At 72.4% G+C, this 26,281-nt stretch carries 28 protein-coding genes and 1 pseudogene; 1 reads left to right on the top strand and 28 read right to left on the bottom strand.

The window, feature by feature from the left end; translation table 11 throughout:
• Positions 1-17: 17 nt before the first annotated feature.
• Positions 18-1,031: a 30S ribosomal protein S2 gene (gene rpsB / locus EXU48_RS23670; RefSeq protein ID WP_133110170.1), complete on the bottom strand. Its 1,014-nt coding sequence runs from the start codon at positions 1,029-1,031 to the stop codon at positions 18-20.
• A 391-nt stretch (positions 1,032-1,422) separates the two neighbouring features.
• Between rpsB and EXU48_RS25245 the strand changes: the two are divergent.
• Positions 1,423-1,932, top strand: a pseudogene (locus EXU48_RS25245) (M23 family metallopeptidase); the annotation flags it as partial.
• A gap of 112 nt (positions 1,933-2,044) precedes the next feature.
• Here EXU48_RS25245 and EXU48_RS25240 read toward each other — a convergent pair.
• The 27 genes from EXU48_RS25240 to EXU48_RS23530 all read right to left on the bottom strand — a co-directional run.
• Positions 2,045-2,842, bottom strand: a complete 798-nt coding sequence (locus EXU48_RS25240; RefSeq protein WP_133110168.1) for a class I SAM-dependent methyltransferase — start codon at positions 2,840-2,842, stop codon at positions 2,045-2,047.
• 59 nt (positions 2,843-2,901) lie between these two features.
• Positions 2,902-3,873 (bottom strand): tyrosine-type recombinase/integrase, encoded by a 972-nt coding sequence (locus EXU48_RS23655; protein WP_133110167.1) that lies wholly within the window; start codon positions 3,871-3,873, stop codon positions 2,902-2,904.
• Between the two features lie 81 nt (positions 3,874-3,954).
• The gene (gene dprA, locus EXU48_RS23650) at positions 3,955-5,124 is read right to left on the bottom strand and encodes a DNA-processing protein DprA (protein ID WP_133110166.1); all 1,170 of its coding nucleotides are present in this window, start codon (positions 5,122-5,124) and stop codon (positions 3,955-3,957) included.
• Positions 5,117-6,667, bottom strand: a complete 1,551-nt coding sequence (locus tag EXU48_RS23645; protein WP_133110165.1) for a YifB family Mg chelatase-like AAA ATPase — start codon at positions 6,665-6,667, stop codon at positions 5,117-5,119. Before EXU48_RS23645 ends, dprA begins: the two co-directional genes overlap by 8 nt.
• Position 6,668: 1 nt before the next feature.
• Positions 6,669-7,034, bottom strand: coding sequence for a YraN family protein (locus EXU48_RS23640; RefSeq protein WP_133110164.1), 366 nt, complete (start codon positions 7,032-7,034; stop codon positions 6,669-6,671).
• 104 nt (positions 7,035-7,138) lie between these two features.
• Complete coding sequence (locus EXU48_RS23635; RefSeq protein WP_133110163.1) at positions 7,139-7,444, bottom strand: DUF2469 domain-containing protein; 306 nt, start codon at positions 7,442-7,444, stop codon at positions 7,139-7,141.
• A complete protein-coding gene (locus EXU48_RS23630; protein WP_235857239.1) occupies positions 7,441-8,172 on the bottom strand; it encodes a ribonuclease HII in 732 nt (243 codons plus the stop codon). The genes EXU48_RS23635 and EXU48_RS23630 overlap by 4 nt, the downstream gene beginning before the upstream one ends.
• Positions 8,169-9,005, bottom strand: coding sequence for a signal peptidase I (lepB, locus tag EXU48_RS23625; RefSeq protein WP_235857238.1), 837 nt, complete (start codon positions 9,003-9,005; stop codon positions 8,169-8,171). The genes EXU48_RS23630 and lepB overlap by 4 nt, the downstream gene beginning before the upstream one ends.
• A 52-nt stretch (positions 9,006-9,057) precedes the next feature.
• The gene (gene rplS, locus EXU48_RS23620; RefSeq protein WP_133110162.1) at positions 9,058-9,414 is read right to left on the bottom strand and encodes a 50S ribosomal protein L19; all 357 of its coding nucleotides are present in this window, start codon (positions 9,412-9,414) and stop codon (positions 9,058-9,060) included.
• Between the two features lie 176 nt (positions 9,415-9,590).
• Positions 9,591-10,847 carry a tRNA (guanosine(37)-N1)-methyltransferase TrmD gene (gene trmD, locus EXU48_RS25545; RefSeq protein ID WP_133110161.1) on the bottom strand — a complete coding sequence of 419 codons (1,257 nt, stop codon included), beginning with the start codon at positions 10,845-10,847 and terminating at the stop codon, positions 9,591-9,593.
• Positions 10,844-11,380: a ribosome maturation factor RimM gene (gene rimM, locus EXU48_RS23610; RefSeq protein WP_235857237.1), complete on the bottom strand. Its 537-nt coding sequence runs from the start codon at positions 11,378-11,380 to the stop codon at positions 10,844-10,846. The genes trmD and rimM overlap by 4 nt, the downstream gene beginning before the upstream one ends.
• A 140-nt stretch (positions 11,381-11,520) precedes the next feature.
• Positions 11,521-11,760 (bottom strand): RNA-binding protein, encoded by a 240-nt coding sequence (locus tag EXU48_RS23605; protein WP_133110160.1) that lies wholly within the window; start codon positions 11,758-11,760, stop codon positions 11,521-11,523.
• Positions 11,760-12,257 carry a 30S ribosomal protein S16 gene (gene rpsP / locus EXU48_RS23600; protein WP_133110186.1) on the bottom strand — a complete coding sequence of 166 codons (498 nt, stop codon included), beginning with the start codon at positions 12,255-12,257 and terminating at the stop codon, positions 11,760-11,762. Before rpsP ends, EXU48_RS23605 begins: the two co-directional genes overlap by 1 nt.
• 261 nt (positions 12,258-12,518) lie before the next feature.
• Positions 12,519-13,319 carry an ABC transporter permease gene (locus tag EXU48_RS23595; protein WP_133110159.1) on the bottom strand — a complete coding sequence of 267 codons (801 nt, stop codon included), beginning with the start codon at positions 13,317-13,319 and terminating at the stop codon, positions 12,519-12,521.
• Entirely contained in the window at positions 13,316-14,245 is a 930-nt protein-coding gene (locus tag EXU48_RS23590) for an ABC transporter ATP-binding protein (RefSeq protein ID WP_133110158.1), read from the bottom strand. Before EXU48_RS23590 ends, EXU48_RS23595 begins: the two co-directional genes overlap by 4 nt.
• Positions 14,242-14,916, bottom strand: coding sequence for a hypothetical protein (locus EXU48_RS23585; protein ID WP_133110157.1), 675 nt, complete (start codon positions 14,914-14,916; stop codon positions 14,242-14,244). The genes EXU48_RS23590 and EXU48_RS23585 overlap by 4 nt, the downstream gene beginning before the upstream one ends.
• Positions 14,913-15,791 (bottom strand): ATP-binding cassette domain-containing protein, encoded by an 879-nt coding sequence (locus tag EXU48_RS23580; RefSeq protein WP_133110156.1) that lies wholly within the window; start codon positions 15,789-15,791, stop codon positions 14,913-14,915. Before EXU48_RS23580 ends, EXU48_RS23585 begins: the two co-directional genes overlap by 4 nt.
• On the bottom strand, positions 15,788-16,195 hold the full coding sequence (locus EXU48_RS23575; protein ID WP_133110155.1) for a GntR family transcriptional regulator: 408 nt from the start codon (positions 16,193-16,195) through the stop codon (positions 15,788-15,790). The genes EXU48_RS23580 and EXU48_RS23575 overlap by 4 nt, the downstream gene beginning before the upstream one ends.
• A 93-nt stretch (positions 16,196-16,288) precedes the next feature.
• The gene (locus tag EXU48_RS23570) at positions 16,289-17,125 is read right to left on the bottom strand and encodes a DUF72 domain-containing protein (RefSeq protein ID WP_133110154.1); all 837 of its coding nucleotides are present in this window, start codon (positions 17,123-17,125) and stop codon (positions 16,289-16,291) included.
• Positions 17,126-17,153: 28 nt separating this feature from the next.
• Positions 17,154-18,290: an amidohydrolase family protein gene (locus tag EXU48_RS23565; protein WP_133110153.1), complete on the bottom strand. Its 1,137-nt coding sequence runs from the start codon at positions 18,288-18,290 to the stop codon at positions 17,154-17,156.
• A gap of 13 nt (positions 18,291-18,303) precedes the next feature.
• Positions 18,304-19,902, bottom strand: a complete 1,599-nt coding sequence (gene ffh, locus EXU48_RS23560) for a signal recognition particle protein (protein WP_133110152.1) — start codon at positions 19,900-19,902, stop codon at positions 18,304-18,306.
• Between the two features lie 60 nt (positions 19,903-19,962).
• Positions 19,963-21,741, bottom strand: a complete 1,779-nt coding sequence (locus EXU48_RS23555) for a [protein-PII] uridylyltransferase family protein (protein ID WP_133110151.1) — start codon at positions 21,739-21,741, stop codon at positions 19,963-19,965.
• A 3-nt stretch (positions 21,742-21,744) separates the two neighbouring features.
• Positions 21,745-22,083, bottom strand: coding sequence for a P-II family nitrogen regulator (locus tag EXU48_RS23550; RefSeq protein ID WP_133110150.1), 339 nt, complete (start codon positions 22,081-22,083; stop codon positions 21,745-21,747).
• The gene (locus EXU48_RS23545; RefSeq protein ID WP_133110149.1) at positions 22,080-23,330 is read right to left on the bottom strand and encodes an ammonium transporter; all 1,251 of its coding nucleotides are present in this window, start codon (positions 23,328-23,330) and stop codon (positions 22,080-22,082) included. Before EXU48_RS23545 ends, EXU48_RS23550 begins: the two co-directional genes overlap by 4 nt.
• A gap of 181 nt (positions 23,331-23,511) precedes the next feature.
• The gene (gene ftsY, locus EXU48_RS23540; protein ID WP_133110148.1) at positions 23,512-24,726 is read right to left on the bottom strand and encodes a signal recognition particle-docking protein FtsY; all 1,215 of its coding nucleotides are present in this window, start codon (positions 24,724-24,726) and stop codon (positions 23,512-23,514) included.
• Positions 24,727-24,783: 57 nt separating this feature from the next.
• Entirely contained in the window at positions 24,784-25,083 is a 300-nt protein-coding gene (locus tag EXU48_RS23535; protein ID WP_133110147.1) for a hypothetical protein, read from the bottom strand.
• Between the two features lie 95 nt (positions 25,084-25,178).
• Positions 25,179-26,281: AAA family ATPase (locus tag EXU48_RS23530; RefSeq protein ID WP_165962966.1), on the bottom strand; the 1,103-nt coding region annotated here is incomplete at its 5' end.

Below are 26,281 nucleotides of genomic sequence, written 5' to 3'. Positions count from 1 at the left end.
CTCGTAGGGACTGTTCGTCAGGCCTGCTCGGCGTCCGTCTCCTCGGCGGCCGCGGGGGCCTCCTCGGCAGCGGTCGCCTCGGCGGCGGGGGCCTCCTCGGCAGCGGGGGCCTCCTCGGCGGCCGCGGGGACCTCGACGGCGGGGGTCACGTCGGCGGCGTCCGCCGCCTCGGCGACGGCCTCCGGCGCGGCCGGCGCAGCCTCCTCGGCAGCGGTCGCCTCGGCGGCCGTGCCCTCGGCGCTGGCCTCGGAACCCTGCTGCGCCTCGTGGGTGGCGAGCAGCTCGCGCTCCCACTCGGCGAGCGGCTCGGCCTCGGTCGCCGCCGCGTCGCTGCCGCCACCGTGTCGGGCAACCAGGCCAGCGGCGACGGCGTCGGCCACCACCCGGGTCAGCAGGCTCACGGCGCGGATCGCGTCGTCGTTGCCCGGGATCGGGAAGTCGACCTCGTCCGGGTCGCAGTTGGTGTCCAGGATGGCCACCACGGGGATGTTGAGCTTGCGCGCCTCGGCGACGGCGAGGTGCTCCTTCTTCGTGTCCACGACCCAGACGGCGGAGGGCACCTTGGCCATGTCGCGGATGCCGCCCAGGGTGCGGGAGAGCTTGTCCCGCTCGCGGCGCTGCATGAGCAGCTCCTTCTTGGTGAAGGCGCTCGAGGCGACGTCGTCGAAGTCGACCTCCTCGAGCTCCTTGAGGCGCTGCAGGCGCTTGCTCACGGTGCCGAAGTTGGTCAGCATGCCGCCGAGCCAGCGCTGGTTCACGAAGGGCATGCCCACGCGGGTGGCCTGCTCGGCCACCGCTTCCTGCGCCTGCTTCTTGGTGCCGACGAAGAGGATGCTGCCGCCGCGGGCGACCGTCTCCTTGACGAACTCGTACGCGCGGTCGATGTCCAGCAGCGACTGCTGGAGGTCGATGATGTAGATGCCGTTGCGCTCGGTGAAGATGAAGCGCTTCATCTTCGGGTTCCAACGGCGGGTCTGGTGCCCGAAGTGGACACCGCTCTCGAGGAGCTGACGCATGCTGACGACGGCCATGGCTCGTCCTTTCGACGTGGGGCGGACCCCACACATCACGTGCCGCGGCACATGGGCCGGGCACAACTCGGTTGTCTCATGAGTCACCGGGCGGTGCTCATTCCTGGTGCTCACGGCCGTTCGGCACCGGATCATCCGATCCGGACCCTGCCGCACGACCCCACTCGCTGGGAGTGGTCTGTGAGCGCGCGATGTCAGGCGGCGGTCCCGGAGGACGTACCACCTGCGGGTGCGAGTCTACCGGATCCACGGACCGGGCCGGAGCACGGCCCCCGCGCCGGCCCGGAGCGCCCGAAGGCACGGCACCCACAGGGGTGCGCGGAGGGCACGGCCGTCCCCAGAGCGCCGCGCCCCGCGGGTGTGAGCCGTCCCCGGCAGGTGTGCTGGGTGGATGACGAACACCCACGCGCCGGTCCTCGGCGTCGTCGCGCTCACGCTGGCCGCCGGGCTGGCCGTCCTCGCGCCGCTGGGACCGTCGCCCCAACCGGCCCCGGCGCCGCTCGGCGACGCCGGGCCGGGCGGGGCGTCCCCCGTCGGGGATCCGGACCCGGCCAGGGCCGCCGTCGGGGCCTATGACTGGCCCCTGGCACCCGAGCCCGCGGTGCTGCGCCCGTTCAGCGAACCCGAGCAGGTCTGGTCGCCCGGTCACCGCGGCGTCGACCTTGCCGGCCTGCCCGGCCAGGACGTCCTGGCCGCGGCGGACGGGGTGATCGCCTTCGCCGGCCGGGTGGTGGACCGGGACGTGGTCTCGATCGACCACCCCGACGGGGTCCGCACCACGTATGAGCCGGTGACGACGACCCTGACCGTCGGCGCCGTCGTGACGCGTGGCGACGTCGTCGGCCGGCTGTCCGCCGGTGACGCCGGACCGCACTGCGGCCCGGCGACCTGGTGCCTGCACTGGGGTGCCCGGACCGCACCACAACGCTACCTGGACCCGTTGACACTGTTGGTGGCGGACCCGGTGATCCGGCTCTACCCGGTCGCTGCGGCCACGGCGCCGCCGGCGCGGCTCAGGGGAATGCGTGGACCACCGCGGACGCGAACGGCAGCGTCATCGTCCCGGAGCCCGTCCGGTACCCGGCGAGGTCCGCCAGCACCGCCCTCGCGGCCCGTGCCCGGCCGGCCTGGTCGAGGTCCCTGGCCCAGAACGAGGTGGCCAGGTGCTCGGCGATGAAGTGCTCGTCCGCCGGCACCTCGACCGTGGTGGCCACCTCCGACGTGGTGATCTCCACCAGTCCGCCGGCGCGCAACTCGTGAGCGACCAACGCGATCCGGTCCGGGAGTTCCTCGACGCCGACCAGGGCGTCCCTCCCGGCGAGTGCCGCTATGGCGGTGGCCTCGGCGGCGAAGAACGGGTTGTGGTCCAGCGGCAGCCACACCGTGCCCGCGAACCCGCCGTCCACCCTAAGCACGCGGCAGGCCTCCTCGACGGCCACCCGCAGGTCAGGGATCCGCTGCAGGCCCTGCTGACTGATCACCCGGTCGAAGGTTCCGCTCGGGAACGGCAGCGCCTCGGGGTCCGCCTGCACCCACTCGATCACGAGTCCGGCCCGGTGGTCCGCGGCGACGTCGAGCAGCCCGGCGTCGGTGTCCACTCCGGCCACCCGTCCCATCGGTCCGGCCGCCTCGGCCGCGGCCCGGGTCGCGACTCCGGTGGCACAGACCAGGTCGATGACCGAGCCGCCGACGGGGATCCGCGCGGCGTCGATCAGGGCCGCGACGAACGGCGCCGAGATGAGCGCGAGCGCGTGTTCGTGACCGTCGGCCAGTTCCGCTGCGGAAGGAGGAGAGTCCGGCTCCGATGCCATGTCACCCAGGCTAGTCGGAGTCCTTGCGCGGGCAACGCGGATCAACGGGCCGGTACCCCTCAGGCGCGCGGGTGGGCCTGCTGGAACGAGGCCCGCAACCGCTCGGCCGAGATGTGGGTGTAGCGCTGGGTCGTCGCCAGCGATGCGTGCCCGAGGACCTCCTGGACCGAACGGAGGTCGGAACCGCCCTCGAGCAGGTGGGTCGCCGTCGAGTGCCGGACCCCATGGGGGGCGAGGTCGCGGACGCCGGCCGCCGCCGCGAGCGCGTGGACGGTGCCGCGGACCTGCCTGGTGCCGAGGCGCCGGCCCCGGTCCCCGAGGAACAGGGCGTTCGTCGCCGCCGCCGCCGGGTCCACGAGGCCCGCCCGGGCCCCGACCCACTGCGCGAGCGCGCGGCCTGCCGGCACCCCGAAGGGCACCATCCGCTCCTTGTTGCCCTTGCCGAGCACCCGCACCAGCCGCTGGGCGTGGTCGACGTCGGCAAGGTCCAGGCCGACCAGCTCGGACACCCGCACTCCGGAGGCGTAGAGGAGCTCGAGGGCGGCCCAGTCGCGGACGTGGCCGGGTTCACCGTCGTCGGCCCGGGTCCTGGCCACGGCCAGCAGCGTGTCGGCCTCGTCCACGGCCAGGACCCCGGGGACCACGGAGTCCGGGCGTGGCGCCAGCAGTCGCAGCGCCGGATCCTGGGCCATCCGGCCGGTGCGCGTCGCCCACGCGGTGAACGTGCGCGCGGCCGCGGCACGCCGGGCCAGGGTCGAGCGGGACAGGCCCCGCCCCGACTGGCCGGCCAGCCAGGATCGCAACGCGGTCAGGTCGAGCTCGGCGAGAACGGTCGGCCCGTCCGCGTCGCCGGTCGGCAGCACGTCGAGCAGCGTGCGCACGTCACCCCGGTAGGCCCGGGCCGTGTGGTCGGACAGACCGCGCTGAGCGCGCAGGTGCGCGTCGAACGCGTCGAGCATCGCCCCGTCACCGGGGCGCTCGGCGATCCGGTGCGGCCGCACCGCACCGGCACCCGAACGCGATGCAGACATGTCTCCAGCGTGCCACGCGCACGGCCGCGACCGGCGCGGCGGCTCGCCGACCGGTCACGGCAGGAACCGCCGAGCGGCGCCCTACCCGCGCACCCGCGCCCGCCGCCACGCCCCGCCCTCGCGGGTGACCCGGCCGGACAGTTCGAGGAACCCGAGGGCGGCCCGCACGGACACCTCGTCCATCCCGGCACTGCGCACCACGGCGCCGAACACCGCCCCACCGCGGGCCGGCAACGCGTCCAGGACCCGCGCCTGCTCGCCGTCGAGGTCGTCGAGAAGCCCGGCGGCCACGGCCGGCTCCTCGGGCAGCGCGGTCCCCACCGGTTGGACGAGCTCGGCAACCTCCGCGGCGTCGGTCACGCAGATCGCGCCGGACTCCCGGATCAGCCGGTGGGCGCCGGCGGAGGCCGCCGAGGTGACCGGGCCCGGCACCGCACCGACCGGGCGGAACAGGCCGGCGGCCCTGGACGCGGTGCTCAGCGCCCCCGAGCGCCACGCCGCCTCGACGACCACGGTGGCCCGGGCGAGCGCCGCGATCAGCCGGTTCCGGGACAGGAACCTGGTCCGCATCGGCGCGGTGCCCGGTGGCGCCTCGGCCACCACGGCGCCGGTGGCGGCCACCTGCTCGAGCAGCCGGGTGTTCCCGTTCGGGTAGTAGCGGTCGAGCCCTCCGGCCATCACCGCGAGCGCCGGACCATCCACACTCAGGGTGGCCCGGTGCGCGGCCGCATCGATCCCGTAGGCGCCGCCGGAGACCACGGTGATGTCCTTCGGCTGCACGCCCATCGCCAGGTCCGCGGCGACCCGCTCGCCGTACGCGGTGCTGGCCCGGGATCCGACGAGCGCCACCGACGAGGCGGCGAGGGTCGCCGGGTCGCGGGCACCGATCACCCACAGGCAGAGCGGCGCGCACTCGCCGAGATCGTCCAGTCCGACCGGCCACGCCCTCGAGCCGGGCAGGATGAGTTCCCCGCCGCGGCGGGCGATCACCTCGAGTTCCCGACGCGGGTCGAGACCGGCCAGCCTGGGGGCCCAACGCGCGGCCGCGGTGCCCCAGTTCCCCCGCGGGGGCGGCACGGGCACGGCCGGGTACAGCCCACGTTCGGCATGCAGGAGCCAGTCCAGGGCGGGGCCGGCCCCGAGCGCGGCCACGAGCCGGGTCGCGGCCCGGTCCTCCGGTTCCGCCAGGCGGCTCCACGCGGCCCGGGCCAGCCGGTCGTCGAGGTGGTCGAACGGCAGCCGCTCACGCATGGGTGCCCACCATCCGGAGCCCGAGGGCCTCACCGACGTCGGTGCTCGTCGGCCGGTCGCGTTCGGCGAGGTCGGCCAGCGTCCACGCGACCCGCAGGACCCGGTCCAGCCCGCGCAGGCTGAGCCGGCCCCGATCGAGCTCGGCGTCCAGCAGAACGGTGACGGCCGGCTCGACGCGTCGGGTCCGGTCGCGGAGCCAGGAGCCGGGCACCTCCGCGTTCGTCACCCATCCCGTGCCCGCGAGTCGCTCGCGCTGACGCTCCCGGGCGGCCCGGACCCGGGCCGCGACCACCGCCGTCGACTCCGGCGGGCCTGCCGCGTTCAGCTCGGCCCGGGTGACCTGCGGCACCTCCAGCCGGATGTCGATCCGGTCGCGCAGCGGGCCGCTCAGCCGCGCACCGTAGCGACGCTTGGCCATCGGCGTGCAGGTGCAGTCCAGTCCCTTCCCCACCGACTTGCCGCAGGGGCACGGGTTGGCCGCGAGCACGAGCTGGAAGCGGGCCGGGAACCGGGCGACGCCGCGAGCCCGGTGGATCACCAGCTGACCCTCCTCGAGCGGCTGGCGCAGGGTCTCCAGGACCCGGACGGAGAACTCGGGCGCCTCGTCCAGGAACAGCACGCCGCGATGTGCCCGGGAGGCGGCCCCGGGCCGGGGCAGCCCGGAACCGCCGCCCACCACCGACGCCGGTGTTGCGGTGTGATGCGGGTCCTCGAACGGGGGCCGGACCAGGAGCCCGCCGGCGGCGTCGAACGTGCCGGCGACCGAGTGCACCGAGGTGACCTCGAGCGCCTCCGCCTCGGTGAGGTCCGGCAGGAGCCCGGGCAACCGAGAGGCAAGCATCGTCTTGCCCGTGCCCGGCGGCCCCACCAGGTACAGGTGGTGCCCCCCGGCGGCCGCGACCTCGAGCCCACGACGGGCCTCGCTCTGGCCGAGTACGTCAGCCAGGTCCTTGACCGCGCCCGAGCGCGGCGCCGACACGGCGTTCGGGCGGCTCACCGGTGCGGCCGGGACCGTCAGCAGGCGCGGGATGTCCGCGCCGTAGGTCCCGGCGAGGTGGGCGAGGTGCGCGGCGGCGTGCACCACGGCGCCGGGCACCAGGCGGGCCTCGTCGGCGTTGGCCTGCGGGACCACGACCTGCGCGTGCCCGGCCGCGACCGCTGCGGCGACCGAGGGCAGGATGCCCCGAACCGGGTGGATCCGGCCGTCGAGACCGAGCTCCCCCAGGTGCACCCGGTCCCGGGCCACGTCGCCGTCGATCCGGCCGGCCGCGAGCAGGCTGGCGACGGCGATGGCGAGATCGAAGCCGGAGCCGGACTTGGGCAGGTCCGCGGGTGAGAGGTTGACCGTGACCCTCGACGCCGGCCAGGCCAGGCCGCTGGAGGCCACGGCGGCCCGGACGCGCTCCTTGGCCTCCCCGAGGGAGGCATCCGGGAGGCCGACCAGCCCGAAGTGCGGCAGGCCCGACTGCACATGGGTCTCGACCTGGACGGGGTGGCCGACCAGCCCGATCAACGCCACCGACCAGGTCTGGCCGAGGCCCACCTCAGCTCACCCCGCGCAGGTGTTCCAGGCGCGGCTGCTGCCCGGCCGGGTGCCAGATGGCGACGACGTCGATCCGCAGCCCGGCACACCGGGTCGGATGCTCGGCCAGCCACAGTCCGGCCAACCGGCGCAGCCTGGCCAGTTTGGCCCGGTCCACCGCCTCGGCGGGATGCCCGAACCGCAGCGAGGACCGGGTCTTCACCTCGACGATGACCACGTCGTCGCCATCCCGGGCCACGATGTCGATCTCACCCGCCGGACAGCGCCAGTTCGCGGCGAGCACCTCGAACCCCTCGCGCTCCAGCCACCTGCGGGCGAGCAGTTCCCCGGACCGGCCCACCTCGTCCTTCGCGAGCATCGCGACCACCTCCGCAGGCGATGCTGCCCGCGGCGGTCAGGGCCCGGACCGGTCAGGTCCCAGGCTGTGGACACGCGGGCGCCGCGGCGCCCCTGTGGAGGGGACCCGCCGTGCTATCGGGGCAGTTCCAGGTCCGGCTTCGCCAGCTCCTCGACGTTGACGTCCTTGAACGTCACCACCCGCACCGACTTGACGAACCGCGCCGACCGGTACACGTCCCAGACCCAGGCGTCCGCGAGCGAGAGTTCGAAGAACACCTCGCCGCCGGCGGACCGGACCTGCAGGTCCACCTGGTTCGCCAGATAGAACCGGCGCTCGGTCTCCACCACGTAGGAGAACAGTCCCACGACGTCCCGGTACTCGCGGTACAGCGCGAGCTCCATGTCGGTCTCGTAGTTCTCCAGGTCCTCTGCACTCACTGGTCCATCATGCCTCCTCCGGCGGCCACGGGCGCCTCCGCGTCCATGGTCACAGCACCGGCGGTGCCTTCGGTGCCCACGCCCGGCAGCGACCAGCTCCGCCGGTGCAGCACGCTCGGACCGCACGAACCGAGAGCGGCCAGGTGCTCCGGCGCCGAGTACCCCTTGTTGTCATGCCAGGCGTAGGTGGGGAACTCCAGGTGCAGCTCGCGCATCATGGCGTCGCGTTCGCACTTGGCGAGCACGCTCGCGGCAGCGACCACCGAGCAGGTGAGGTCGGCCTTGATCCGGGTCGTCACCGGCGGCGTCGGTGCCGCTGGGGTGAACAGGTCGGCCGGGGCGGTCAGCCAGTCGTGGTTCCCGTCGAGGATCACCACGTCCACCTCGATGCCGTCACCGGCGATCGCCGCGAGGGCCCTGGTGCCGGCGAGCCGGAGCGCGGCGATGATGCCGATCCGGTCGATCTCCACCGGGTCGGCGTGACCGACGGCGCTCGCCACGCTCCAGCGCCGGATCGGCGCGCACAACCCTTCCCGCAACGCCGGACGCAGCAGCTTGGAGTCACGTAGGCCCGCGGGGCTGCGGCCGGTGTCCGCGTCGACGACCACGACCCCCACGCTCACCGGCCCGGCGAGTGCACCGCGCCCGACCTCGTCCATGCCGGCCACGTACCGGCGCCCACCGGCCAGGAGCTCGCGCTCCAGCAGCCGGGTGGGCGGTCGGCTCACGACGGGTCGGGGACGTCGGCGAACGTTTCCTCGGGGTTGCTCAACCACGTGATCGAATCCAATGGCCAGATGATGACGAAGGCGGTACCCACCACGTTACGTATCGGAACGAACCCTCCGCCAACCGACGCGGCGTTGTACCGCGAATCGGCCGAGCGGGGCCGGTTGTCACCCATGACCCACAGGTGCCCGTCGGGCACCACGGTGTCGAACGGGTCGGTGCTGGGCACGGCGCCGTCGATGATGTACGGCTCGTCGATGGCCGCGCCGTTGACGGTGATCTGGCCGGCCTCGTTGCAACAGACCACGTGGTCACCGGGCAGCCCGATGATCCGCTTGATCAGGTGCTCATCGGCGTGTTCGGGCAGGATGCCGATCCAGGTGAGCACCTGCTCGACCGGGTTCAGCGGCTCCGGCTCGGGGTTGTCCAGCCAGCCACCCGGGTCGAGGAAGACGACGATGTCCCCGCGCTCGAGCTCGAACGGGCCGGGGGTGAGCTTGCTGACGACCAGCCGATCCCCCACCAGGAGGGTGTCCTCCATCGAGATGCTCGGGATGTAGAAGGCCTGCGCCAGGAAGGTCTTGATGATCAGCGACAGCGCGAGGGCCGCCACCAGCACGATGACGCACTCGTGCAGGAAGGACCGGAGCGCGCCGCGGCGCGGCTTCGCCCGGGCGTCCTCATCCTCGGTGTCGTCGTCACCCGCGGCGCCGCCGAGGTCGTCGTCGGAACCGGCCGACGGCGTCGCCTCGGCGGTCTCGGGGGTGTCGGTCTCGGGGTCGGCGGGGTGATCCTCGGGCAGGCCCTGTGGGCCGTCTTGCCGTTGCGTCACCGCGCCGTCCCGTCCTCCTCAAGCGGGCCGGAGGGCCCGCTGGTCACTGCGTTCAGCTCGCGGGGGTCTCGCGACGCTCCTTGATCTTGGCGGCCTTGCCGTGGCGCTTGCGCAGGTAGTACAGCTTCGCGCGGCGCACATCACCGCGGGTGACGACCTCGATGTGGTCGACCGTCGGGGAGTGCAGCGGGAAGGTGCGCTCGACGCCGACACCGAAGCTGACCTTGCGGATCTTGAAGGTCTCGCGCACGCCACCGCCGGAGCGGGCGATCACGACGCCCTGGAACACCTGGATACGGGAGCGGCTGCCCTCGATGACCTTGACGTGCACCTTGAGCGTGTCGCCGGCGCGGAACGAGGGGATGTCCGAACGCAGGGAGCCTGCGTCGACACTGTCCAGAGTCTGCATGGTGATGCCTTCCCGCTCGTGCGCACAGGTCACGCGCGATGGTCTGGGCGGCCGGAGCCACCTGAGGTCAGTGGTGGTCGCGCTGCTGGGCGGCTTGAGTCGCACTCCCCTGCGGCAGAGCGCGTCGCGGCCCGCGCGACTGACCTAGTTTGCCATACCGCCGGTGCAGGCGGAAATCAGGTGACCGCGAGTGTGCGCGTCATCACGTAGTCGTCGGCGCGGAACGTCCCGACCGTGAACGTCTTGGTGCCGGCCCGGGCGAACTCGCACCGGCGGTAGAACCGCTGGGCGCGTTCGTTCTGCTGGTTCACACCGAGCCAGAGCGACCCCGCACCCCGCTCGAGCGCCCTGGCCGCGGTCGCGGCCACCAGGGCGCGTGCCACCCCGGCCCCGTGATGTTCGGGGAGCACGTAGCACTTGGACAGTTCCGCCGTCGGGCGGGTCGTGACCGCGGCGGCGACGTCCGGGTCGGACGGCTCGCCGTGGACGGTCATCGTGTAGCCGACGACGGCGCCCGCGACCTCGGCCACGTGGACGTCACGATCGCGGTCGCGCAGGTACCGGCGGAAGTCGACCGCGGTCAGGTGCTCGTCGATGAACGCGCGGACGTCCGCGGCCGGCAGCTGGGGTGGGCAGGCGAGAGGGAAGGTCCGAGCGGCAACGTCGGCGATCGCCTCGGCGTCCACGGGACGGGCCAGCCGGATCTGCGGCGAACCCTGACCGGTGATCAGGTCGGGCCGGCGCAGTGCCGTCCGTTCCACGGCGCGGGCGCGACGCCAGGACCGGATTCGGCCGTGATCGCCGGAGAGCAGCACGTCCGGCACGTCCAGCCCACGCCAGGACGGCGGCTTCGTGTACACGGGGTACTCGAGCAGTCCTGCGGCACCGTGGGACTCCTCGACCAGGGACTCCGGGTTCCCGATCACCCCCGGGAGCAGCCGCGCGACGGCTTCGATGACCACGAGCGCAGCCACCTCGCCGCCGTTGAGCACATAGTCACCGAGGGAGATCTCCCGGACGGTGACGTCCTCGCGCCCGGAGTAGTGCTCGGTGACGCGCGCGTCGATGCCCTCGTACCGCCCGCAGGCGAACACGAGCTGACCGCCGGCGGACACCAGCAGCGCCAGTTCCTCGGCGAGGGCCTGGGTCATCCGGGCCCCTGCCGGGGTCGGCACGAGCAGGGTGCGGGACGGGCTGTCGGCGACCAGCACACCGTCGAGAGCGTCACCCCACACGTCCGGTCGCATCACCATCCCGGCCCCACCGCCGAACGGGGTGTCGTCGACGGTGCGATGGCGGTCGCTGGTCCAGTCGCGCAGGTCGTGCACGCCGATGTCGAGGAGGCCGTCACGGCGGGCCTTACCGACCAGGGAGAGCTCCAGCGGTGCCAGATAGCCCGGGAAGATCGTCAGGACGTCGATGCGCCCGCTCACCGGCCGGCCTCCGGCTCGGTGCCCGCGAGCAGGCCGGGCGGGGCGTCGATGACGACCCGTCCGCCCGGCAGGTCGACGGTCGGCACGATGGCGCGGACGAACGGGATGAGGGTGCGCTCCCCGGTGACCTCGCGCAGGACCAGCACGTCCTGCGCGGGCAGGTGCCGGATCCCCTCGACGGCACCGAGGTGGGCGCCGTCGGGCGACTCGGCGCGCAGTCCGGCGAGCTCGTGCGGGTACCAGGCGTCCTCCTCCTCGTCGTCGACGGGTTCGGCGAGCAGCACCACGCCGCGCAGGCCCTCGGCCGCGGTCCGGTCGGCGACGCCGTCGAAGCGGACGTACCAGTGGTTCTGCCGGTGGCTCACGGCGGCGATCGTCAGGGGTCCGACGGCGGGGGGTTCGGTCTGCAGTACGGCGCCACGGGCCAGGCGGTTCTCGGGGTCGTCGGTGTGCACGGCCAGGCGCAGCTCGCCGCGCAGTCCGTGGGCGCCCCCGACGGTCGCGACCCGGAGCAGGCTCTCAGAAGCGTTCACGCGTCGATCATGTCCTATCGGCGAGGTGGCGGGGAAACGGGGCCACCCCGTCCCGCCCCGCGGTACCGGTCCGGCCCGCGGACGGATCAGGCCCGCACCCGGCGTGGCCGGGGCGGGCCTGACTCGATGGCACTCGTGGTTCAGCGGCGGTCGACGTCCACCACGTCCACCCGGACGGCGCCGGAGGCGGACAGGGCGCCGATCACGGTCCGCAGCGCGCGGGCGGTGCGACCGGAGCGGCCGATCACCCGGCCGAGGTCGCTGGGGTTCACCCGGACCTCGAGCAGATCCCCCCGGCGCAGCGTGCGCGAGGTGACCTCGACGTCGTCGGGGTGGTCGACGATGCCGCGCACGAGGTGCTCGAGGGCATCGGCCAACATCAGGCCTGCGCCTCGGAGGTGTCGGCGCTCGCCTCGGCCGGTGCCTCGGTGGCCTCGGCCTCCTCGGCCTCCTCGGCTGCCTTCGCGTCCTCGGCGGCCTTGGCATCGGCGGCGGCCTGCTCGGCCTTCGCCTCGGACACCTTGGCCTTGCGGAGCTCGGCCTCGTCCTCGGCAGCCTTGATCGCAGCGGCGGCCTCGGCGGCCCCCTCCTTGAGCCTCAGGGTCCCCTCGGCGCCCGGGAGACCCTTGAAGGTCTGCCAGTCGCCGGTGACCTTGAGCAGGGCGAGGACCTGCTCGCTCGGCTGCGCGCCGACGCCGAGCCAGTACTGCACCCGCTCGCGGTCGATCTCGATCAGGGAGGGCTCCTCGGTCGGGTGGTACTTCCCGATCTCCTCGATCACGCGGCCATCGCGCTTGGTGCGCGAGTCGGCCACGACAACACGGTAGAACGGCGCCCGGATCTTGCCGAGACGCTTCAAACGGATCTTGACGGCCACTGTGGTGGTCACTCCTGGTTCATGTATGGGTGAGCCCGTTCGAGGGCACCAGTGGGGCCGGCGCTGCGGATCGGGTTCGGGACACGCCGGCTGTTCGGTGAGAGGGCCGAACACCAGCGGTGTACAGCGGGCCATTCTGCCAGACCCGCACGGGTGCGTTCCACCCGGCCGTGGGCCGACCCGGCGACGCCCGGGGTGAGATGCCTCACCCCGGGCGCGTCCGGCAGCCCGGATCACCGTGGCCGGGTCACCTCCGCCGGCTCACTGCCAGCGGAACAGCTTCGCCGCCAGCGGGTACAGGACCACGATGTAGGCGACCATCACCACCAGCTGCAGGGCGGGGAACTCGCCCGTGAACCAGGCGGCCGTGAGCGCCTGGCTGAGCGCTCCGAGCGGCGTGAACTGGGCGATCGCGGCGACCGTGTCCGGCATCAACGGCCCGGGCGTCCACATGCCCGCGAAGAACAGCATCGGGAAATAGACCATCATCCCGATGCCGCCGGCCGCGGAGGCCTTCCGTACGAGAGCCGCGATCAGGAGTCCGACACCCGCGGTCGCTGCCGCCCCGACGAGGAACGCGAGCGCCGCGACCGCCGGGGACTGGGGTGCCGGGAGCCCGAACGCGAGCGCCGCGGCGACCAGGGCGAGCAGGCTGGCGAGCACGAGCACGCCGAGATTGACAACGACCTGCGCGATCAGCACGCCCTGCGGGCGCATCGGTGTGGTGGAGATCCGCCGAAGCACCCCGAGCTCACGGGCAGTGACGATCTGCGTCGGCAGGGTGCTCAATGCGACCGTGGCGACCGCGAGGGACAGGGCGATCGGGATGTACAGCTGGATGGCCAGATGGCCGTCCCAGGGCGCCCCCATCCCCTCGATCGGGTCGCGCATCCCCGGCAGTGCGTATCCGACGCCGACCACGAGGAGCGCCGGGAACAGCACGGCGAACACCACGCTGCCGACATCCCGCAGGAACAGCCTGGCTTCCGAGGCGGTCAGGGCGCCCAGCCCGCGCATCGGGCGCCGCCCGGCGGTCGTGGGTACTGCGGTCGTGGCACTCATGCTGCCAACTCCTCTTCCGGTGCGTGCCCGGTCACGTCCACGAAGACGTCCTCGAGCGTTCTGGTCATGGTGCGGATCTCGTCCGGGACGATCCCGGACTCGGCGAGGGCGAGGATGACGGCGGGCAGCACGTGGGTGCTGCCGGTCACCTCCACCTCGTCTTCGACGGCGATCACGGTGTGCACGTCGGCGAGCGAGCCGATCAGGTCGAACTGGTCCGCCGCGCCGTCGGGTAGGCGCATCCGGAAGGTGCGCTCGTCGTTGCCGCCGCGGATCAGCTCCGCGGGCGACCCGGCGGCCACGACGCGGCCCTCGTCGATCACGACGAGGCGGTCGCAGAGCCGCTCGGCCTCGTCCATGAAGTGAGTGACCAGGATGATCGTGACGCCGGAGTCGCGGACCCGTTCCACCAGGTCCCAGACCTCTCGTCGAGCCTGGGGGTCCAGGCCGGTGGTCAGTTCGTCCAGGATCGCGACCTGGGGATTGCCGACCAGCGCCAGGGCGATCGACAGCCGCTGCTTGAGTCCGCCGGACAGCTTGGCGAACTGCTTGCCGCGGTGCTCGGTGAGCCCGAGCATGCCGAGCAGTTCCTCCGGGTCCGCGGGGTCCGGGTAGAACGAGGCGAACAGGTGGAGTGCCTCGATCACGGTGATCCGGGCCGGCAGGCGGGCCTCCTGCAACTGCACGCCGACGACGGTCCTGATCGCCTGTGGGTCCTTCCGGGGGTCGACGCCGAGCACCCTGACCGATCCGCCGTCGGCCCGGCGCAGACCGGCCAGGGTCTCGACCGAGGTGGTCTTGCCGGCGCCGTTGCGGCCGAGGATCCCGAAGATCTCTCCGCGTTCGACGGCGAAGCTGACGTCTGCGACGGCGACCTTGGCTCCGTAGGACTTACGCAGGTTCTCGACCTGCACGACAGTGGTCATGACATCTCCAGGGGTTTGCGGATCGGAATGGTGCGGGCAAGGACGTACGCGGCCACGGCGGTGACAGCGGAGGCCGCCCAGATGGCGGCGATCGTGAGGGACCGGCCGTCCATACCGGAGGCGATCACGGGCGCCAGGACGGTCAGGGGCAGGGCCAGGGTGGCCCAGGCCGACCAGCGGTAGTAGGTGAGGCCGACGAGCACCCCGGACACCGACCCGGTCACGAAGATGGCGCAGTGCAGGAGCAGGGAGGTGCCCCAGGGTTCGGGGATCGCAGCGGCGGACGTGGTCAGGTGCGGCCAGCCCTGGGCGAGGTAGACCTCGGCCTCGAGAGGCAGCAGCACCGTCATGATGACCCCGCTCAGCAGGCCGGCGAGGGCGCCGCTGAGCAGTGACCCGATGACGAACGACCGGCGGGTCTGGCCGGCCGCGACGTGCACGTTGATGGTGGCGGTCACCAGGATGAGCCCGACGCTGAAGGGGTACCAGATCCCGCCGTAGCGGACCGTGGACATGATCGAGAACGGCGGTTCGCCGAGCCGCCACGCCAGGACGATCGTGACCACGGTGGCGGCGATCAGGCAGATGGCCCAGAACCAGGCCAGCGACATGAGCGCGGACCTCGTCATCCGGAGGGTCACGCGGACCCACTGGGGAGCGTCGGTGGTCATCGGGACTCCTTCTCGGTCAGGTGCACGAACAGGTCCTGGACGCTGACGCCGCCGATCGCGATGTCGGCGGACCGGGCACCGGCCAGCGTCGTCTCGTCGAGGTCGCCGTACACGGTGACCTCCTTGGTGGGGCCGAGGGACCGGCTCGCCACCACCCGCAGGCCGGCGGTCACCGCGTCGACCGCGGCCACCGGTCCGGTGAACGTGGCGCCGCGGGTGCGGAACTCGTCCACGTCCTCGCTCAGCAGCAGCCGGCCCTCGTCGATGACGACGACCCCCGAGAACAGCCGCTCGATCTCGCTGATCAGATGGCTGGAGAGGATGATCGTGCGCGGGTGCTCGGCGTAGTCGGCCAGGAGCAGGTCGTAGAACCGGTACCGCGACGGGGCGTCCATCCCGAGGTAGACCTCGTCGAACATGGTCAACGGCGCGCGGCTCGCGAGGCCGATCACGGCACCGAACGCGGACTTCTGCCCGCGCGAGAACGTACTGATCGGCTTCTTCCGGTTGAGCCCGAAGACGTCGACGAGTTCCTCCGCGAAGTCCGGGTCCCAGGCGGGCCGGACGCGGCGGAAGTAGTCGAAGTTCACGGAGATCTTCGCGTTCGCCAGGACGTCGCCGCTCTCCCGGATCAGAGCGATCCCAGCCATCAGCGCTTCGTTCTCGAACGGGTCCGCACCGTCGACGAGCACGGTGCCCGCAGTGGCGCGACGCAACGAGGCGAGCACCGAGAGGGTGCTGGTCTTACCCGACCCGTTGCGGCCCAGCAGGCCGTAGATGCCGTCGGCCTCGAGGTCGAACGACACCCGGTCGACGGCGGTGGTCCGGCCGTACCGTACGGTCAGGTCGCGGACGGAGACGGCGTAGCCGCTCATCGCTGTTCTCCTTCGGTGGTCGTGTCTTCGGTGGTGGTCTGTTCGGGGTCGTCGCCCGCGCGCTCGATCCAGCGGATCAGGTCCGCCGAGCCGATGCCCAGGACGCGGGCCTCGGCGAGGACCGGCTCGAGCCGCTCGGCCAGGAACGTCTCCCGCCGATCGGACCGCAGCCGGGCGGGTGCCCCTTCGGCGACGAACATGCCGACTCCTCGTTGCTTGTAGAGAACGCCCTCGTCCACGAGCTGGGCGAAGGCCTTGGCCGCGGTGGCCGGGTTGATCCGGAACGTCGTCGCGTACTGGGTCGTGGACATCACCTGCTCCCCCTCCGCGAGGTTGCCCGCGAGGATGTCGCCGCGGATCTGATCCGCGATCTGGATGTAGATCGGTTCACGACCGTCGAACACGACGACCTCCGTTCATTGGTTCGTTACTCGACTAATGAACCACAGAACCGAAGGGGTGTCAATCGTGATGCGGAGATGACCCGCCGCGAGGTGCTACCCGAGGCCGGGCGGGCCGTGGTCCTCGCGAAGGCGCGCGAGCAGCGCCTGCGCGTCGTAGGGCGCGCGCACCTTGGCGTCGTTGTCGAAGTAGACGAGCACATCCGCGGTCTGCGCCCACCCGGCGACCTTGGCGGCCCACGCGTCGATCGCGGTGGGGTCGTAGCCGCTCGCATACAGTTCGTCGGCGCCGTGCAGGCGCACGTACACCAGATCCGTGGTCACGAACTCGAACGCGGGCCAGGCCGACCCCCCGTCGGACACCACGGACGCGACCCCTGTCTCGGTGAGGATGCGCGCGAACTCGGGATCCGCGAACGAGGGGTGGCGTGCCTCGATGGCATGGCGCAGGGGCCGGTCGGACTCGACCTCGGTCCACGCCTCCGCCTTGAGCTTGTCGTCGTGCTCCGCCGCCAGGGTCGAGGCCTCCGTGCTCGTGCGGGGCAGTGCCGCACAGAACTCCGAGATCCGCGAGGCGTCGAACGCGAGGTTCGGGGGCAACTGCCAGAGGATCGGTCCGAGGGTGGGACCGAGGGCGAGCACGCCCGAGGCGAAGAAGTTCGCGAGCGCCGTCCGGGCGTCGGCCAAGCGCTTGAGGTGCGTGATGTAGCGGCCGCCCTTGACCGCGAACACGAAGTCGTCGCCGACGTCCGCCCGCCACGCGCGAAAGCTGGCCGGCCGCTGCAGCGCGTAGAACGTTCCGTTGATCTCGATCGACGTCACCCGCTCGGCCGCGTAGCCGAGTTCGCGGCGTTGCGCGAGGCCGGGCGGATAGAACGTTCCGCGCCACGGCCGGTATCGCCAACCTGAGATGCCCACCCGCACCTGGCCCATGAGGACAGGTTAGGGCGAGCAACCGGGGTCAGCGCGGGAGGAGGTGCCCGGCCCGGATGACGGCGCTGGGGTGGGCGAGGACGGCGATGTCCTCGCGGGGGTCCGCCGGGTAGACGACCAGGTCCGCGGGCGCACCCTCAGCGATGCCGGGGCGCCCGAGGTAGTCACGGGCGAGCCAGCTCGCGGCGGCCACGACGTCGGTCGCCGGCAGTCCGGCCCGGACCAGTTCGGCGGCCTCGTCGGCGATCCGTCCGTGGGCGATCGTGCCGCCGGCGTCGGTGCCGAGGAACAACCGCACCCCGGCGTCATGGAGGTCCCGGACCTGCGCGTACCGCCGGGCGTACATGGCGCGCATCCGGGCCGCGTAGCGGGGGTACTTCGCCGCGCCCTGCGCCGCGATCGCCTCGAACCGGTCGATCTGCAGCAGCGTGGGCACCACCGCGACACCCGCTGCCGCGGCGCGCTCGATCTGGGCCCCGGTCATGCCCGTGCCGTGCTCGAGGCAGTCCACTCCGGCGTCCAGCACCGGGTCGATCGTCTCGGTCGCGAACGTGTGCACGGTGACCCGCGCCCCGGCGTCGTGGGCGGCGGCGATGCCCGCGGCAATCAGGTCCGCCGGCCAGAGCGGCTCGAGGTCGCTGTCGGCGCCGCGGGCCCTGTCGATCCAGTCCCCCACGATCTTGACCCAGCCGTCCCCGAAGGCGGCTTGTTCGGCCATCGCGGCGGGCAGGTCGGCGACGTCGTCGAGCTCACTGGCGTAGTACCGCAGATAGCGTTTCGGTCGGGCCAGGTGGTGCCCGGCCCGGACCAGTTCCGGGGCGTCGAGGCGAGGGCCCGGAGCTGACCCGGGCCCGCGCTGGAGCCAGCGGTTGTCGATCGGCGACCCGGCGTCCCGGACGAGCAGGGTGCCGGCGGCCAGGTCGGTCGCGGCCTGGGCCAGGGTGGTGGCCTCGTCGACCCCGCCGTCCGGGCCGAGGCCGAGGTGGCAGTGGAGGTCCACGAGACCTGGTAGCACCCACCCGGAGACGGTGACCTCCGCCGTCGGGCTCGAACCGGGCTCGGTGAGCGTGAGGCGCCCCTCGCGCACCCAGGCGCGCCGGTGCTCGCGCTCACTGTCGGCGACGATCGTGCCGACCAGGGCGATCGGGTCGCCGGAGGAGCTCATGCCGGCCGCGGCATCAGCGGCCGAGGAACTTCTCGAAGCCCTTCGGCAGTTCCAGCGCCGACGGGTCGACGGAGGCCGGGTCGGCCGAACCCATGCCGAACGCCGAACCGGCCGGCGCCTTCGGGCCGGCGGCCGCGCGTTCGGCGGCCTCCCGCTCCTGCTGGGCCCGCTTGGCCGGGTTCCCGGACTTGCCCTTCTTGCCGCGCTTGGGCGGCGGGGCCATCCGGCCACGGGACTTCTTCCCACCGCCGGGCATGCCGCCCATGCCGGGCAACCCGCCCATCGCGCCTGGCATGCCACCTTTCATCCCGCCCCGGGCCATCGAGCGCATCATCGTCTTGGCCTGCTCGAAGCGGTCCAGGAGCCCGTTGATCTCGCTCACGGTGGAACCGGACCCCTTCGCGATCCGGGACCGGCGGGAGCCGTTGATGATCTTCGGGTTCTGACGCTCACCCGGTGTCATCGACTGCACCATGGCCTCGACCCGGACGACCTCACGCTCGTCGAAGTTCTCCAGCTGCTCGCGCATCTGGCCCATGCCCGGCAGCATGCCGAGCATCTTCTTCATCGAGCCGAGCTGCTTCATCTGCTGCATGTAGCCGAGGAAGTCCTGCAGCGTGAAGTCGCCGTCGCCGGCGATCTTGTTCGCCATCTCCTGCGCCTGGTCCTCGTCGAAGGCCTTCTCGGCCTGCTCGATGAGGGTCAGCACGTCACCCATGTCCAGGATGCGCGAAGCCATCCGGTCCGGGTGGAACCGCTCGAAGTCGGTGAGCTTCTCACCGGTCGAGGCGAACAGGACGGGCTTACCGGTGACGGTCCGGATGGACAGCGCCGCACCACCACGGGCGTCCCCGTCCAGCTTGGAGAGCACCACCCCGGTGAACCCGACGCCGTCCGCGAACGCCTGGGCGGTGGTGACCGCGTCCTGACCGATCATGGCGTCGACCACGAACAGGATCTCGTCCGGGTTCACCGCGTCGCGGATGTCCGCGGCCTGCTGCATCAGCTCGGCGTCGACGCCGAGACGTCCGGCGGTGTCGACGACGACGACGTCGTAGTACTTCTCCCGGGCGTGTGCCACCCCGGTGCGGGCAACCTCGATCGGGTTGCCGACCCCGTTGCCCGGCTCGGGCGCCCAGACCGGCACGCCGGCCTGGCCACCGACCACCTGGAGCTGGGTGACGGCGTTCGGGCGCTGCAGGTCCGAGGCCACCAGCAGCGGCGTGTGGCCCTCCTCCTTCAGCCACTTCCCGAGCTTTCCGGCGAGCGTCGTCTTACCGGCACCCTGCAGACCGGCCAGCATGATCACGGTCGGCGGGTGCTTGGCGAACCGCACCTCGCGGCTCTCCCCGCCGAGGATCTCGATGAGCTGCTCATTGACGATCTTGACGATCTGCTGCGCGGGGTTCAGCGCCTGCGAGACCTCGGCCGAGCTCGCCCGTTCACGCACGGCGGACGTGAATGCGCGCACGGCCGGGACCGCGACGTCGGCATCGAGTAGGGCCCGGCGGATCTGGGAGACCGTGGTCTCGATGTCCGCTTCGGAGAGCCGCCCCTTGCCACGTAGCGACTTGAAGGTGGCGGAGAGCCGATCGGAGAGGCTGGCGAACACGCGGATTCCTTAAGCGAGTGGGCGGGACTGCCTTCCAGGATATCCGCCCGGGGCCAGCCCTCAGCCCAGGTGGGCCAGCACCCGCGCCGTCAGGGTGTCCACCAGCCGCGCACGCCACGCCGTCCAGGCCTTCGGGCCCGCGGCTCGGGCGTCCGCCTCGGTGAGCACCCGCAGCAGGGCGACCATCGCCGGGCGGTCCTCCATCGTCGCGGCCACGCGGGCGGCGACGGCCGGGTCGTCCAGGTCCGCACTGGTGGCGGTCTCGGCGAGGACAAGGTGGTGGCGCACCAGCAGGCGCACGTCGTGGCGGGTCTGTTCGGCCAGGCCGAGCCGTTCGAGGATCGGGCCGACGAGTCGCTCCCCCACCGCGGCGTGATCGCCCGCCCCCGCGACCTTTCCGATGTCGTGGAACAGGGCCGCCCAGAGCACGGTGTCCCGTTCGGCAGGTTCGGCGGGTTCGGTGCTGACCAGCTCGCCCCGGCGGGTGACGGCGTGCACGTTCGCGACCGTCTGCACCAGGTGCCGGTCGACGGTGTAGATGTGCACCGGGCTGCGCTGCGGCCGGTTCCGCACGGCGGCCCACTCGGGGAACCAGCGCGTGACCAGGCCGGCCAGGTCGAGGACCTCCCAGATCGGGATCTGCGCGTCGCCGCTGCGCAGGAGCGCGAGCAGGTGCTCGGTGGCCGTCGCCGGCCACGGCGTGGGCAGGGACGTCGTCCGCTGCAGCGACGCGACCGTCACCGGTGACAGCGGCAGCCGGCTGCGAGCCGCCGTCGCCGCGGCCCGCAGCGCGAGCTCGGGGTCCGCCTCGGGGCGGGCGCCGATCCCGAGGACGAGTTCGCCGTCGTGCTCGACCAGGTTGTCCGCAACTGTGCGCAGGCGGGGTGGCATCCGCCGGCCCCGGACGAGGGCCGGGCGCAGCCGCAACGAAGGGCGCCGCAACGCCTGCTTGGCGTGCCGCACCGTGGTGTCCAGGGAGTAGGCGACCACCCGGGCCGACTGCGCGATCCCGGCCAGCAGCTCGTCGGGATCGCCGTACCCCAGGCGCGCGGCCACGTCCGGCTGATGCACCCGCAGCAGCCTGTTGGTGTGCCTTGCGGTCACGGAAGCGAGCGCGTCGCGCACGTCGAGCAGGTGCTCGTAGGCGGCGTCGACGTCCCCGTGCGGCCGGTCGGTCAGCCAGGTGGCGGCGAGCGCCCAGGTCACCACGGCGTCGCGGATCCCGCCGCGGGCCTCCTTCAGGTCCGGCTCGATCAGGTACGCGAGCTCACCGTGCCGCTCGGCTCGCGCGCGGGTCGAGTTCAGCAGTTCGGGCAGCCGGCGCCGGGCCGCCGAGCGCCAGTCCGCGAGGACCGCCGACCTGGCCCGGTGCAGGACTCCGGCGTCACCGGCGAGGCAGCGCACGTCGAGGAGGCCGACGGCGGCCGGCAGGTCCGCGGACGCGACGTGTCGGCATTGGGCCAGGCTCCGTACCGAGTGGTCGAGGTCCAGCCCGGAGTCCCAGATCGGGTACCAGAGCGCCTCGGCGAGGGCCGCGACCTGCTCGGGCGTGTGGGTCTGCCCGTCGTGGACGAGCATCAGGTCGAGGTCGCTGGTGGGTCCGGCATCTCGGCGCCCGTGGGAGCCGACGGCGCTCAACGCGATGCCGGTGCCCACGTCCACGCCGGACCGCGCGGCGGCGTCGTGCCAGAGGTCGGTCAGCGCGCCGTCCACCAGGGCGGCGAGCGCGGACCGGTACCGGGCGCCCGCCGGACTGGTGGGGTGCGCCAGGCGGGCCTGGCGGAGGCCCCGCAGCAATGACTGCGGGGCCTCCTGGTGCCTGGAAGGTGAGGCGGTCATCGCCTACAGGGCATCCGGACCGCTGGCTCCGGTGCGGACCCGGATGACGTCCTCGACGGGGCTGACCCAGACCTTGCCGTCGCCGATCTTCCCGGACTGCGCGGCGCTCACCACGACCCCGGCGAGGGTGGTGGCGTCGCCGTCCTCGACGAGCACCTCCACGCGCACCTTCGGGACCAGGTCCACCGTGTACTCGGCACCCCGGTAGACCTCGGTGTGGCCCTTCTGCCGGCCGTAGCCGCTGGCCTCGCTGACCGTCATCCCGCGGACGCCGGCGGCCTCCAGGGCGGACTTGACCTCGTCCAGCTTGTGCGGCTGGATCACTGCGGTGATGAGCTTCATGAGTTGATCTCCTCGTAGGCGGTCTCGGCGTGCTCGGACAGGTCGATCCCCCGGACCTCATCCTCCTCCGGCACCCGCCAGCCCATGGTGGCCTTGATGGCGAGCCCGATGACGGCGGTGATGACCCCGGAGAAGACGATCGCGACCAGGGCGATGATGACCTGCACGACGAGCTGGTTCAGGCCGCCGCCGAAGATCAGCCCCGTGTCGGTGGCGAAGACCCCGATCAGGACGGTGCCGACCAGCCCACCGACCAGGTGAACGCCGACCACGTCGAGCGAGTCGTCGTAGCCGAAGCGGTGCTTGAGTCCCACGGCCAGGGCGCAGAGCACCCCGGCGATCGCACCGAGCGCGATCGAGGTGACCGGGTTCAGCGCACCGGCGGCGGGCGTGATCGCGACCAGGCCGGCGACCACGCCGGACGCGGCGCCGAGCGAGGTGCCCTTGCCGTACTTGATGCGCTCGGTGAGCAGCCAGCCCAGCATGGCGGCCGCCGTCGCCGAGGTCGTGTTCACCCAGGCGAGGCCGGCGGTGCCGTCCGCGGTGAACGCCGAGCCGGCGTTGAAGCCGAACCAGCCGAACCAGAGCAGCGCCGCGCCGAGCATCACCAGCGGCAGGTTGTGCGGACGCATCGGGTCGGTGCCGAAGCCCTTGCGCTTGCCGATGATCAGCGCGAGCACGAGGCCCGCGACCCCGGCGTTGATGTGCACCACGGTGCCGCCGGCGAAGTCGATCGGGGCGGCGATCGAGGCGAACGGTCCGTCGCCGGAGAGCAGCCCGCCGCCCCAGACCATGTGGGCCATCGGGAAGTAGGCGAGGGTGACCCAGATGGCCACGAACACCATCCAGGAGGAGAACTTGGTGCGGTCCGCGATCGCACCGCTGATCAGCGCGGTGGTGATGATCGCGAACGTCACCTGGAACGCCACCCCGACGATCCCCGGGACGCCGAAGGAGTCGATGAGGAACTCACCGTTCTCGTCGTAGATCGTGCCGACCAGCCCGAACTGGTCGAACGGGTTGCCGAAGATGCCACCGACGTCCGCTCCGTAGGACATCGACCAGCCCCAGAGCACATAGATCACGCCGATGACGCCCATCGCGCCGAACGACATCATCATCATGTTCAGGACGGACTTGCTCCGGGTCATGCCGCCGTAGAACAACGCCAGACCGGGTGTCATCAGAAGCACCAGGGACGCCGACGTCAGCATCCAGGCGGTGGCTCCGAAATTGAGCTCTTCCATTCGCTCGCCTCTCCACACACCGGCTCGGGCGGCCGGTCTGTGGAGAAGACTCGTGGAGCGTCGTTTCACCGCCCCACCACCCGTGTTACGGGGGTGTGACAGATTCCCGTTCGGTGTGAACGTCAGGTTTCACGAGATGCTGGTCTCGAATCCTGGGACGTCGGAGCAGAGCGCGAGAGGGTCAGGAGACCAGCGCGTCGACGAAGCCCTTCGGGTCGAACGGGGCCAGGTCGTCCGGACCCTCGCCGAGACCGACGAACTTCACCGGCACCCCGAGCTCACGCTGGACCGCGACCACGATGCCGCCCTTGGCCGTGCCGTCGAGCTTGGTCAGCACGATCCCCGTGACATCGACGACCTCGGCGAAGACCTGGGCCTGCCGCATGCCGTTCTGCCCGGTGGTCGCATCGAGGACGAGCAGCACCTCCGAGACCGGCGCCTGCCGGGCCACGACCCGCTTGATCTTGCCGAGCTCGTCCATCAGGCCGGCCTTGTTCTGCAGGCGGCCGGCGGTGTCCACCAGGACCACGTCCACGCCGGCCTCGCGGCCGGCCTTGACGGCGTCGAAGGCCACCGCGGCCGGGTCGGCGCCGTCCCGGTCCGAACGGACCACGGGCACCCCGACGCGTTCGCCCCAAGTGGCGAGCTGGTCCGCGGCGGCGGCCCGGAACGTGTCCGCGGCACCGAGGAGCACGTCCCGGTCCTCGGCGACCAGGAGCCGAGCGAGCTTGCCGACGGTGGTGGTCTTCCCGGTCCCGTTGACGCCGACCATCAGGATCGTAGCGGGGTGCGGTTCACCGTCGTCCCCGACGACGGGGCTCGCGGCCAGCCGGCGGTCCATGTCCGGGTCCACCAGGGTCAGGAGTTCCTCGCGGAGGATGTCGCGGACCTGCTCCGGGTCCGTCGTGCCGAGGACCTTGACCCGGGTGCGCAGCGCCGTCATCAACTCGTCGGTGGGTCCGGCGCCGATGTCGGCGAGGAGCAGGGTCTCCTCGATCTCCTCCCAGTCGGCCTCGGAGATGTCCCCGCGGGACAGCAACCTGAGCAGGGTCGACCCGAGGGCCCCGGAGCGGGCCAGCCGCTCCCTGAGCCGGACCATCCGGCCGGCCGCCGGTTCCGGCCGCTCGAGCGCCGCGGCCTGCGGGGCGTCGGACTCCTGCTCGACGGCGGGGGGTGGCGCCGTCGTGTCGGTGTCCGCCTCGGGCGGGGCTACCGGCCCCGCAGCAGTGTCGGTGCCGGTGTCGAGCGTGGCGGTCCCGGACCTGGCACCGCCGCTGTCGCCCGACCCGGGCGGTAGGTCGCGCGGCTTGCGACCGCGCCCGGCGAACAGGGCGACGGCGCCGCCGCCGATGACCACGACGGCCAGGACGAGATAGATCCAGATGTCTTCGAGCACGGACTCAGTGTGGCCCACACCGCCGGTGCACAGCCACTTCCCGGCGGGAACCGGGGATCAGCGGCCGGGCCGGGCCCGCTCCATGACCTCACGCAGGTCGACCGGCGTGTGATAGGCGGGCCCTTCCTCGGCGAGGTCGAGGATGTCGGAGACGCTGAGGGGACGTTGGGCGCCGGCCGCGGCACGCTCCAGGAGATCGGCCTGGGCCGCAGGGTCCTGCCGCTCGCGCACGGACCGCAGCGACTCGCCCAGCCAGGTCCGCATGCCCTCGGCCGGGACGTGCCGGCGCACGAGGACGACCACCACCACGACGGCGAGCAACACGCCGACGGCGACCACGAGCAGTGCATCAATCACGCCCCAAGTATCACCAGCGCGGCGGTCCGCCGCGCCGGACCCGCCGAGCCGTCACCCGATCGTGATCATGATGTCGCTCACACGTGGTGCAGCGTTCACCCGACGTTCTCGTGCAGCCGCTGACTGATCAGGGTGGTGACGCCGTCGCCGCGCATCGTGACCCCGTACAGGGCGTCCGCGATCTCCATGGTGCGTTTCTGGTGGGTGACCACGATCAACTGGGAGTCCTCCTGCAGTTCTCGGAAGATGTCGAGCAGCCGGCCCAGGTTCACGTCGTCGAGCGCGGCCTCCACCTCGTCCATGACATAGAACGGGCTGGGCCGGGCCTTGAAGATCGCGACCAGGAGCGCCACGGCGGTCAGGGAGCGCTCGCCGCCGGAGAGCAGGGACAGCCGCTTGACCTTCTTCCCGGGTGGGCGCGCCTCCACCTCGATGCCGGTGGTGAGCATGTTGTCGGGGTCGGTCAGGACGAGCCGGCCCTCGCCACCCGGGAACAGCCGGGCGAAGACCCCCTCGAACTGCGCGGCCGTGTCGGTGTAGGCGTCGGTGAACACCCGCTCGACGCGTTCGTCGATCTCCTTGACGATCTCCAGGAGATCGGCGCGGGACTTCTTCAGGTCGTTCAGCTGCTCGGTGAGGAACCGGTGCCGCTCCTCGAGCGCGGCATGCTCCTCGAGGGCCAGCGGGTTCACCCGCCCGAGCAGCGACAACGCCCGCTCGGCCGCCCGCAGCCGCTTCTCCTGCTCGGCGCGCACGTACGGCCGGGGCTCGGGGATCTCGTCCTGCGGGGTTCCCGGTGCGGGCACCGCCGGCACCAGTTGGTCCGGTCCGTACTCGGCGATCAGGACCTGCGGGTCCAGGCCGAGCTCGTCGACGGCACGCTGTTCGTACTGCTCGATCCGGAGCTTCTGCTGGGCGCGGGCGACCTCGTCGCGGTGCACCACGTCGGTGAGCTCGGAGTGCTGCTTGGAGAGCTCGTCGAGCTCGGCCCGCACCGTGGTCAGCTCGGCGTCCCGCTGCGCGCGGGCGTCCTCCGCTTCCTGGCGTTGGGTGTGGGCGAGCGCGAGCGAGGACTCGATCAGCTCCAGCGCGCGGCCGGCGCCGGCCCGCACGGCGGCGGCCACCCGGGACTGCTCGGCGCGGCGCCGGGCCCGCTGGGCGGCCACCTCGCGGGCGTGCCGCTCCGCCTTGGCGGCCC

Source organism: Occultella glacieicola (genome assembly GCF_004353825.1).
In the GTDB taxonomy this organism is placed as follows: domain Bacteria; phylum Actinomycetota; class Actinomycetes; order Actinomycetales; family Beutenbergiaceae; genus Occultella; species Occultella glacieicola.
Note: the sequence above shows the minus strand (reverse complement) of the source record. Positions and strands in the feature narration are given on the sequence as shown.

Bases quoted from the DNA above. Each gene is read 5' to 3' on its own strand.
- EXU48_RS23580 (WP_133110156.1), bottom strand. From the start codon at position 15,791: ATGAGCGGCTACGCCGTCTCCGTCCGCGACCTGACCGTACGGTACGGC.
- EXU48_RS23655 (WP_133110167.1), bottom strand. From the start codon at position 3,873: ATGTCTGCATCGCGTTCGGGTGCCGGTGCGGTGCGGCCGCACCGGATC.
- EXU48_RS23585 (WP_133110157.1), bottom strand. From the start codon at position 14,916: ATGACCACCGACGCTCCCCAGTGGGTCCGCGTGACCCTCCGGATGACG.
- EXU48_RS23545 (WP_133110149.1), bottom strand. From the start codon at position 23,330: ATGGAAGAGCTCAATTTCGGAGCCACCGCCTGGATGCTGACGTCGGCG.
- dprA (WP_133110166.1), bottom strand. From the start codon at position 5,124: ATGCGTGAGCGGCTGCCGTTCGACCACCTCGACGACCGGCTGGCCCGG.
- EXU48_RS23555 (WP_133110151.1), bottom strand. From the start codon at position 21,741: ATGACCGCCTCACCTTCCAGGCACCAGGAGGCCCCGCAGTCATTGCTG.
- EXU48_RS23595 (WP_133110159.1), bottom strand. From the start codon at position 13,319: ATGAGTGCCACGACCGCAGTACCCACGACCGCCGGGCGGCGCCCGATG.
- EXU48_RS23605 (WP_133110160.1), bottom strand. From the start codon at position 11,760: ATGTTGGCCGATGCCCTCGAGCACCTCGTGCGCGGCATCGTCGACCAC.
- rplS (WP_133110162.1), bottom strand. From the start codon at position 9,414: ATGCAGACTCTGGACAGTGTCGACGCAGGCTCCCTGCGTTCGGACATC.
- rpsB (WP_133110170.1), bottom strand. From the start codon at position 1,031: ATGGCCGTCGTCAGCATGCGTCAGCTCCTCGAGAGCGGTGTCCACTTC.
- EXU48_RS23565 (WP_133110153.1), bottom strand. From the start codon at position 18,290: ATGAGCTCCTCCGGCGACCCGATCGCCCTGGTCGGCACGATCGTCGCC.
- EXU48_RS23550 (WP_133110150.1), bottom strand. From the start codon at position 22,083: ATGAAGCTCATCACCGCAGTGATCCAGCCGCACAAGCTGGACGAGGTC.
- EXU48_RS25240 (WP_133110168.1), bottom strand. From the start codon at position 2,842: ATGGCATCGGAGCCGGACTCTCCTCCTTCCGCAGCGGAACTGGCCGAC.
- EXU48_RS23570 (WP_133110154.1), bottom strand. From the start codon at position 17,125: ATGGGCCAGGTGCGGGTGGGCATCTCAGGTTGGCGATACCGGCCGTGG.
- EXU48_RS23590 (WP_133110158.1), bottom strand. From the start codon at position 14,245: ATGACCACTGTCGTGCAGGTCGAGAACCTGCGTAAGTCCTACGGAGCC.